The organism is Rhizobium sp. P32RR-XVIII, assembly GCF_012641395.1.
In the GTDB taxonomy this organism is placed as follows: domain Bacteria; phylum Pseudomonadota; class Alphaproteobacteria; order Rhizobiales; family Rhizobiaceae; genus Rhizobium.
In genome coordinates this window covers 744,298-750,982 of record NZ_JABAIH010000003.1, presented here as the reverse complement: position 1 = coordinate 750,982, position 6,685 = coordinate 744,298, and the positions used below count along the sequence as shown (strand labels likewise).

Here is a 6,685-nt window from a genome sequence, read left to right as displayed (position 1 = left end):
CACGAGCCATGTCGATTTACTCAATTCCAACGAGACGAAAATTGCTCCAAGATCGACAGGGGTAGCGGTCTGTGCTTGAGTTTGATCTGCTGTTATCGGCATGATTGGCCTCCAGAGAGTTTTCTAGCGACCTCACTCTGACACGGTGCAGGCCGCTATCCACCCCTGATGGGATCTCAAGGGGTGCGATCGGTGGAGCCACATGGGCGACGGAAGGAAACGCCACCAGCCTGTCACCGATCAGGCGCTGGCTTTCAGCGATGAGCCGCTCGCGGAGTTCCAGGATCGCGACGTACTCTGGCATTGAGGTCTTCTCGCCGAGGCGCGTGCGCATGACGACGCGCCGATCCATATCGGCGGCTTCCGGCCCGGACAGGCGGTCGCGATGCAGCGCAAAGGCTTCCGCGGTCACCAGCGCGCCATGTCGAGCCATTGCTGCCAGTATCTCGTCGAATGCTGGCATTTCTACGCGGTTGACGACGGCGCCTGCCTTTACCAGGCGTTCCATCGCCGCATCGAAGGCAGCCGCCACTCCCGGCTCGACACCATCGAAGACCACATTCTGCGGAACGGCAATCTCGATGCCCTTCAGCGAACGGGCGCGCACCTCCGGTGCCGTACGGCCGCGCATTGCCGCATCGATCCAGACCGCGTCCTGGACCGTTCGGCAGAGCGGACCGAGCGAATCCAGGCTCTTGGCAAGCGGAAAGACGCCATCCATGGCATACCGGCCGCGGGTGGCCTTGTAACCCACGACGCCGTTGAAGGCAGCCGGGATACGTACGGACCCGCCGGTGTCGGTTCCCATCGCGACCGGCGCGAGGCCAGCAGCGACGACGGCGCCTGCACCCGAGGACGACCCACCCGGGATACGAGGCATGTCCTTTCCGTGAGGGTTGTGCGGCGTGCCGTAATGCGGATTGATGCCGAGACCGGAGAAGGCGAATTCGCTCATGTTCGTTCGCCCGAGGGCAATCATCCCCGCCTGTTTCAGCGCAGTGACGACCGCTGCGTCTTGCACAGCGGGTGCGGCACTTGCCAACACCTTCGAACCCGCCGTCGTTGCAAGCCCTTCGATGGCGAAGAGATCCTTCCACGCGATTGGAATACCATCAAGCAGACCCAGTGAGCGGCCCTCGCGGATTCGCTTCGAAGAGGCTCGGGCCTCATTCATCGCGCGCTCCTTCAGGAGCACCGTGAAGATCGCCTTGTCCGGGTGGCTTTCGATTTCCTCGAGAATTGAAGCTACGACTTCGACCGGGTCGGCGGCGCGGCTTTGAATAAGAAGAGAGAGTTGCGCGACGGACATCGCACCGAACGACTTGGTCATGGGAGAATCCGAAAAATGATCATCTTGACTCGAAATATCGCGGATCGCAGCCATGAGTCACCCCTGTTTATCGCGATCCCGGCAATTGGTTCGATTTTATGAACACTGAGTTTGCGGATCGGCACTTCAACTCCATTCGTCGGAAGACCACATCACGGCCGCACGTAGGAACAACGCCGGCTAACATATTTTGGATGTGAACGGCCCCTGCCGTGCAGCAGGAGCAATGAAATGACACATGATACTTGGAGCCGCGGCGATGTACCGGCGCATCACACAACGGATGACGAAGCAACCGGCGAGGGCGAGCGCGGCTACGTGGAACATCTCAGCGCCCGCAAGCTTTCGGTCGCGGAGCGACTGGTCGTGGCAGGGGCCTTGGTCCTACTCGGTTTCGCCGGGGTGACTGCCCATCTCGGCTCTCCGGAATCCCAAGCTACCGCTACGGCAGGTGCTGCGCCAGCGACGGTGTCGGAGTCCTTCGACAGTTCGGATTCCTGCCGTGAATACAGCCCCTATCCGGATAGAGAGTGCTGACGAGGATTCTGACCGAAGTCACCGGGATGGAAATCTATCGTCTTCAATGCGTTTCAGACGACAAGGAGAATGACGATGGCCGGTGACATCAATTTCAACCTCGAGCGCTTCATCGATGCACAGAACGGCGTTTACGATCGTGCCCTGGAAGAACTCCGATCGGGGCGGAAGCGATCGCACTGGATGTGGTTCATCTTCCCCCAGATTGCCGGGCTTGGCTCGTCTGCCATGGCCGAAAGATATGCGATCCGTTCGGCGGAGGAGGCAGCCGCCTATCTAGCCGATCCCATTCTGGGCGGTCGCCTCGTTCGCTGCGTCCAAGCCATCCTCTCGGTCGAAGGCCGCACGGCTCACGAAATCCTCGGTTCTCCGGATGATCTCAAGTTGCGTTCTTCCCTGACACTTTTTGCAGCGGTCAGCGATGCCGCCTCGCTCTTTCATGAAGCGATCAACCGGTTCTACGACGGGAAGTTCGATGAACGTACGGTCGAAATCCTGAACGCCCTAACCTAGGGTCAGGAATTAGCTGCCAGGCGAGCGCTCCAGTTCGGCAATTTCTTCGGAGATCTCACTGATACTATTGCGCAGATCAGAGTCCGTACCGTCGTCGAGTTCCTCCTCGCCGAAACAATTGCGCGCAAGGTAAAGTTCAAGCTTGGCTTCCAGCTCGGCGCGCTTCGCATACAGACGATGGAGATAGGTGTAGTTCATATCTCTTCCGTTTCGATATTGAACTTCCGCCCCAATGGCAGAAACGATCTCGAAATTGGAAGGTTCCGATGCGGCCGCAACCTCAGCAGAGCGAAGCAATTGCGGTGTTGCAGGCTTTTGAAAAGTGGCTGCAGCAGCCGCCGCTGCCCATCGCCTGCCGGGTGACGCGGGCGCCTTCAAACAGAAGCATCAACGTATCGGCAAGAAGCTGCGGCTCGCGTGCACCCGCTCTGGAACAGAGCGCGACTAGGCGCTGACGCTGCTCCACCTTATGGCGTTCGATCACTTCATGGGCAGGATGCCCCTGCTCCTTCAGTTCGATTGCCGCATTGGCGAGATCGCAACCTGCCGGTTCTCCACTCAGACACTCGGCGCGCGCCTGAACCCATGCGTCGAGTTGCGCGCGAGGATTACCTGGATGCGCCAGCTCGAGATCGCGCCAAATCTGTTCGGCTTTTTCTGAAGCGCGGCGCAGCGTCTCGCAGACCAGCTCATCCTTCGAACCGAAATGCCGGTAGAGCGTCATCTTGTTCGTGAGTGCCGCGTCCGCGATCGCGTCGACGCCGATACCACGGATGCCATGCTCCCGAAAAAGCTCGGACGCCGTCGAAACGATGCGTTCCCTTGGCGGAATCTTCTCGTCGATGAGAGCTGGGGGGATGTCTTGCGAAGTTTCTGATTTTTTTACGTTCGAAGTCCTTGACATCGATGTGACCGATCGGTAACAAATGGGCTGTTACTTACCGGTAACACCGCTGTTCGCCGAAGTCAATGCCGAGAGGGCTGACCGCGGAAGCGGAACACGGGCAACTGCCCACGAAAGGAGGAATGAGCCATGAGAAAGAGCAATGACCTGACAATATCCGAAGCCCTTCGCGACCCGCTGATCGCCATGGTAATGCGCGCCGATGGCGTAAAGCTTGAAGAATTCAAGCAACTCCTTGAGACGGCAGCCCGCAAACGGGAATCCAAGGTGGGTAACTTTATCAACGCCATAGCCAACCGGAACGGTGCGAACCCCGCGACGGTTTGCTGCTTCTGCTAGCTCCCCCGGGGACATTCCCTGCCCCGTGCGAAAGCTGCCGCCTTCCCCCAGCGGCGGCTTTCGCTGTTTTGCATGCCTTACTGCTCGAAGAGCATATAATCGATACGCTGCAGACGATCCGGATCGGCGATCGCCTCGATCTTTGAAATCTTCTCGCCATCAAAGGCGATTTTAACAACGATGCGCAGCTGATCCTGGATGCGGACGATGAAACCCAACCCGCCTTCCACGAAGGCAGGCAGCGCGCCGCGTGCCCGGCCGTTGAATGCGTTGGCAACTGCCTGCGAACCCTGCAGTTCGCCGATATCTCCCAAACGCACGGCCGTTGCATCGAGCGCGAAAACCACGTCGGGATGGAGAAGCGAAAGCAGCGCCTGGAAGTTGCCGTCGCGCGAAGCGGCTAGGAAGGCGCTGACGACCTTTTTCTTATTCTCGACGTCGGCCTCGCGTACCTCTGTCTTTCCCTGCACACGCCGGCGCGCACGGCTGGCAAGCTGCCGCGTCGCATCCGAGCTGCGGCCGATGATCGGTGCAATCTCATCGAAGGGCAGATCGAACATGTCGTGCAGCACAAAGGCGACGCGTTCGGCCGGAGTCAGCTGCTCCAGCACGACGAGAAGCGCCACACCGACGGAATCTGCGAGCACTATTTCCCGCTCAGGGTCGGCAGACCTTCCCATATCCGCAATCGTGTCATGCACGGGCGGATCCAGCGGATCTTCGCGTCGCGATTTCTTGGAACGCAGCATGTCGAGGCAGATGCGAGCAACCACAGTCGTCAGCCATCCGCCGACGTTGCCGATCTCGCCTGTACCCGAGCGGCTAAGCCTGAGCCACGCCTCCTGAACCGCGTCGTCCGCTTCGGTGTGCGAGCCAAGCATGCGATAGGCCACCGCTTTCAGATGCGTCCGGTACGCTTCGAACTGGCCGGCCAGAATTTTTTTCTCATCCATCGGTCACATCCTCCTTGCGTGGTCCGTCAACACCATGACGAACGAATGCAGGCCGATGTGACAGCGGCCGGCCTCGTCATCGCTGAAACGACGAAATAGACAAGGAGACATATCATGCAATCGAGAATGGGAAATCCGGCCGTCGTCCTTCCGGAAGCCATGCAGGCACTCATGGCGCTAAGCGACGTTCCTCTTAAGGTCGGGCTCTCGCCCAAGCTCCTGGAACTCGTCAGTCTGCGCGCCAGCCAGATCAACGGCTGCGGGGTTTGCGTCGACGGTCATCCGCGCATTGCCCGCAAGCTCGGCGAGACGGACGAGCGGCTTTTTGCGGTCTCGGCCTGGCGCGAGGCGCCCTATTTTTCTGATGCCGAGCGCGCCGCGCTGGCCCTGACCGAGGCTGTGACTCGCCTCAGCGACCGCGCTGACCCCGTTCCAGACGGGATCTGGGACGAAGCCACGCGCCATTTCGACGGCAAGAGCCTCGCCGCTCTCGTCATCGCCATCGCCAACATCAATGTGTGGAACCGCCTGAACGTTGCCACCCGGCAGATCGCCGGCGAGTGGAAGCCCTGATCCAACACCGGCCGCCGCTTCATGAAGCGGCGGCCCCAGAGCCTTGGGAGGCTTTGTGGACGTTTTTCAGATGATGCCGCCGCCACCGGCTGCCGAAGTCGGACGTTCGGCGGAGACCTGCCTGCGGTAACCGCTTGCTCGGTAAGTCGCGACCGGATCGATGGCACCGCCCACCCGGCGGCGCGCTTCGGCAAGGATCGGCTCGACATCGGCGCGGTAGGCGCGCTTCAGCGTCTCGGTCGCCATCAACGCATCATTCTCATCCTGATAGCCGGAAAGCGCCTTGCGGTCGACGATCAGCGCCTGTGCGTAGGCACGGCGAATTTCGTTGGCGCTGTTGATCAGGCTCTCGATGGGATCGGTGACGTTATGCGACTGATCGATCATATGCGCCGGGTCGAAACCCTTCACACCTCGATATTCGGCGTCGACCAGCTCGTTGAAAACCAGGAACAGTCGGTAGGGCTCGATGGCACCGGCATCGAGATCGTCGTCGCCATATTTCGAGTCGTTGAAATGAAAACCGCCCAGCTTGCCGAACTGGATGAGGCGGGCGACGATCATCTCGATATTGGTGTTCGGCGCATGATGACCGAGATCGACGAGGCACTGGGCCTTCGGCCCCAGCGTCTGCGCGATCAGGTAGTTGGTACCCCAGTCCTGCACCACCGTCGAATAGAAGGCGGGCTCGTACATCTTGTGCTCGGAGAAGAGCCGCCAGTCGTCCGGCAGCACCTTGTAGATTTCCGCCATTGCCGCGAGATAACGCTCGAAGGCCTTGGTGAAATTGCTCTGGCCAGGGAAGTTCGAGCCGTCGCCGATCCAGACGGTCAGTGCCTTTGAGCCGATCGCCTTGCCGATCTCGATGCATTCCAGATTGTGTTCGACCGCCTGAGCGCGTGTCGCGGCATCCGTGTGGCTCAGCGAACCGTACTTATAGGAGTGCTTCTGGCCGGGCGCGTCGGAAAAGGTGTTTGAGTTCATCGCATCGAAGCCCAAGCCCAGCGCATCGCCCTTGGCCTTCAGCTCCTTTGCATCGGTCTTGTCCCAGGGAATATGCAAGGAGACCGTCGGCGTTGCCTGCGTCAGCTGATGAATGACGGCGCAATCGTCAAGCTTGTCGAAGATGCTGCGCGGCTCTCCGGTTCCGGGGAAGCGGGCGAAACGTGTGCCGCCGGTGCCGACGCCCCAGGAGGGAACGGCGACGAAGAATTCGGAGACCTTCTTTGTGATGGCGTCAATATCAACGCCGCGGCGGGAAAGCGTCGCACCCAGCGCATCGTAGTCTTCCTTGAGCGCTTTTGCGCGCTTGTCGTTTTCCTGCGCAATGACGTCCCGCGCGATCTTCAGTTCGGTCATGATTTCCTCCCGATATGTCGCCTTCTCTTCTCCCCTTGGGGAGAAGGTGGCCCGAAGGGCCGGATGAGGGGGCCCACTCACCGGAACACCCATGGGCCTTTCGCTACCCGCTCAAGGCACGCCTCACTTCGCTCGGCATCCCCCTCATCTGCCCTAACGGGCATCTTCTCCCCGCTG

General features: G+C 60.1%; 9 protein-coding genes. 4 read left to right on the top strand and 5 right to left on the bottom strand.

The genetic code is table 11. The features are described from left to right. Positions 1-16 precede the first annotated feature (16 nt). A complete protein-coding gene (locus HGP14_RS13205) occupies positions 17-1,330 on the bottom strand; it encodes an amidase (protein ID WP_246704437.1) in 1,314 nt (437 codons plus the stop codon). Between the two features lie 231 nt (positions 1,331-1,561). On the opposite strand from HGP14_RS13205, the gene HGP14_RS13200 reads away from it, so the two are divergent. Both HGP14_RS13200 and HGP14_RS13195 read left to right on the top strand, forming a co-directional pair. Next, positions 1,562-1,867 (top strand): hypothetical protein, encoded by a 306-nt coding sequence (locus HGP14_RS13200; RefSeq protein ID WP_168830266.1) that lies wholly within the window; start codon positions 1,562-1,564, stop codon positions 1,865-1,867. Between the two features lie 75 nt (positions 1,868-1,942). Then, entirely contained in the window at positions 1,943-2,380 is a 438-nt protein-coding gene (locus HGP14_RS13195) for a DUF1810 domain-containing protein (RefSeq protein WP_168830265.1), read from the top strand. 9 nt (positions 2,381-2,389) lie between these two features. Here HGP14_RS13195 and HGP14_RS13190 read toward each other — a convergent pair whose 3' ends face one another. Both HGP14_RS13190 and HGP14_RS13185 read right to left on the bottom strand, forming a co-directional pair. Next, positions 2,390-2,578: a hypothetical protein gene (locus HGP14_RS13190; RefSeq protein WP_168830264.1), complete on the bottom strand. Its 189-nt coding sequence runs from the start codon at positions 2,576-2,578 to the stop codon at positions 2,390-2,392. Positions 2,579-2,660: 82 nt separating this feature from the next. Continuing rightward, entirely contained in the window at positions 2,661-3,284 is a 624-nt protein-coding gene (locus tag HGP14_RS13185; protein WP_168830263.1) for a TetR/AcrR family transcriptional regulator, read from the bottom strand. A gap of 129 nt (positions 3,285-3,413) precedes the next feature. Here HGP14_RS13185 and HGP14_RS13180 point away from each other — a divergent pair, with 129 nt between their 5' ends. Further along, complete coding sequence (locus HGP14_RS13180) at positions 3,414-3,623, top strand: hypothetical protein (RefSeq protein ID WP_168830262.1); 210 nt, start codon at positions 3,414-3,416, stop codon at positions 3,621-3,623. A gap of 77 nt (positions 3,624-3,700) precedes the next feature. Here HGP14_RS13180 and HGP14_RS13175 read toward each other — a convergent pair whose 3' ends face one another. Further along, the gene (locus tag HGP14_RS13175; RefSeq protein ID WP_168830261.1) at positions 3,701-4,576 is read right to left on the bottom strand and encodes a sigma-70 family RNA polymerase sigma factor; all 876 of its coding nucleotides are present in this window, start codon (positions 4,574-4,576) and stop codon (positions 3,701-3,703) included. A 114-nt stretch (positions 4,577-4,690) separates the two neighbouring features. On the opposite strand from HGP14_RS13175, the gene HGP14_RS13170 reads away from it, so the two are divergent. After that, on the top strand, positions 4,691-5,149 hold the full coding sequence (locus HGP14_RS13170; RefSeq protein ID WP_168830260.1) for a carboxymuconolactone decarboxylase family protein: 459 nt from the start codon (positions 4,691-4,693) through the stop codon (positions 5,147-5,149). Positions 5,150-5,215: 66 nt separating this feature from the next. Here HGP14_RS13170 and rhaI read toward each other — a convergent pair whose 3' ends face one another. Then, a complete protein-coding gene (gene rhaI / locus HGP14_RS13165; RefSeq protein WP_168830259.1) occupies positions 5,216-6,508 on the bottom strand; it encodes an L-rhamnose catabolism isomerase in 1,293 nt (430 codons plus the stop codon). Between the last annotated feature and the right edge of the window lie 177 nt (positions 6,509-6,685).

Bases quoted from the DNA above. Each gene is read 5' to 3' on its own strand.
- HGP14_RS13185 (WP_168830263.1), bottom strand. From the start codon at position 3,284: ATGTCAAGGACTTCGAACGTAAAAAAATCAGAAACTTCGCAAGACATC.
- HGP14_RS13205 (WP_246704437.1), bottom strand. From the start codon at position 1,330: ATGACCAAGTCGTTCGGTGCGATGTCCGTCGCGCAACTCTCTCTTCTT.
- HGP14_RS13175 (WP_168830261.1), bottom strand. From the start codon at position 4,576: ATGGATGAGAAAAAAATTCTGGCCGGCCAGTTCGAAGCGTACCGGACG.
- HGP14_RS13200 (WP_168830266.1), top strand. From the start codon at position 1,562: ATGACACATGATACTTGGAGCCGCGGCGATGTACCGGCGCATCACACA.
- rhaI (WP_168830259.1), bottom strand. From the start codon at position 6,508: ATGACCGAACTGAAGATCGCGCGGGACGTCATTGCGCAGGAAAACGAC.
- HGP14_RS13190 (WP_168830264.1), bottom strand. From the start codon at position 2,578: ATGAACTACACCTATCTCCATCGTCTGTATGCGAAGCGCGCCGAGCTG.
- HGP14_RS13180 (WP_168830262.1), top strand. From the start codon at position 3,414: ATGAGAAAGAGCAATGACCTGACAATATCCGAAGCCCTTCGCGACCCG.
- HGP14_RS13195 (WP_168830265.1), top strand. From the start codon at position 1,943: ATGGCCGGTGACATCAATTTCAACCTCGAGCGCTTCATCGATGCACAG.
- HGP14_RS13170 (WP_168830260.1), top strand. From the start codon at position 4,691: ATGCAATCGAGAATGGGAAATCCGGCCGTCGTCCTTCCGGAAGCCATG.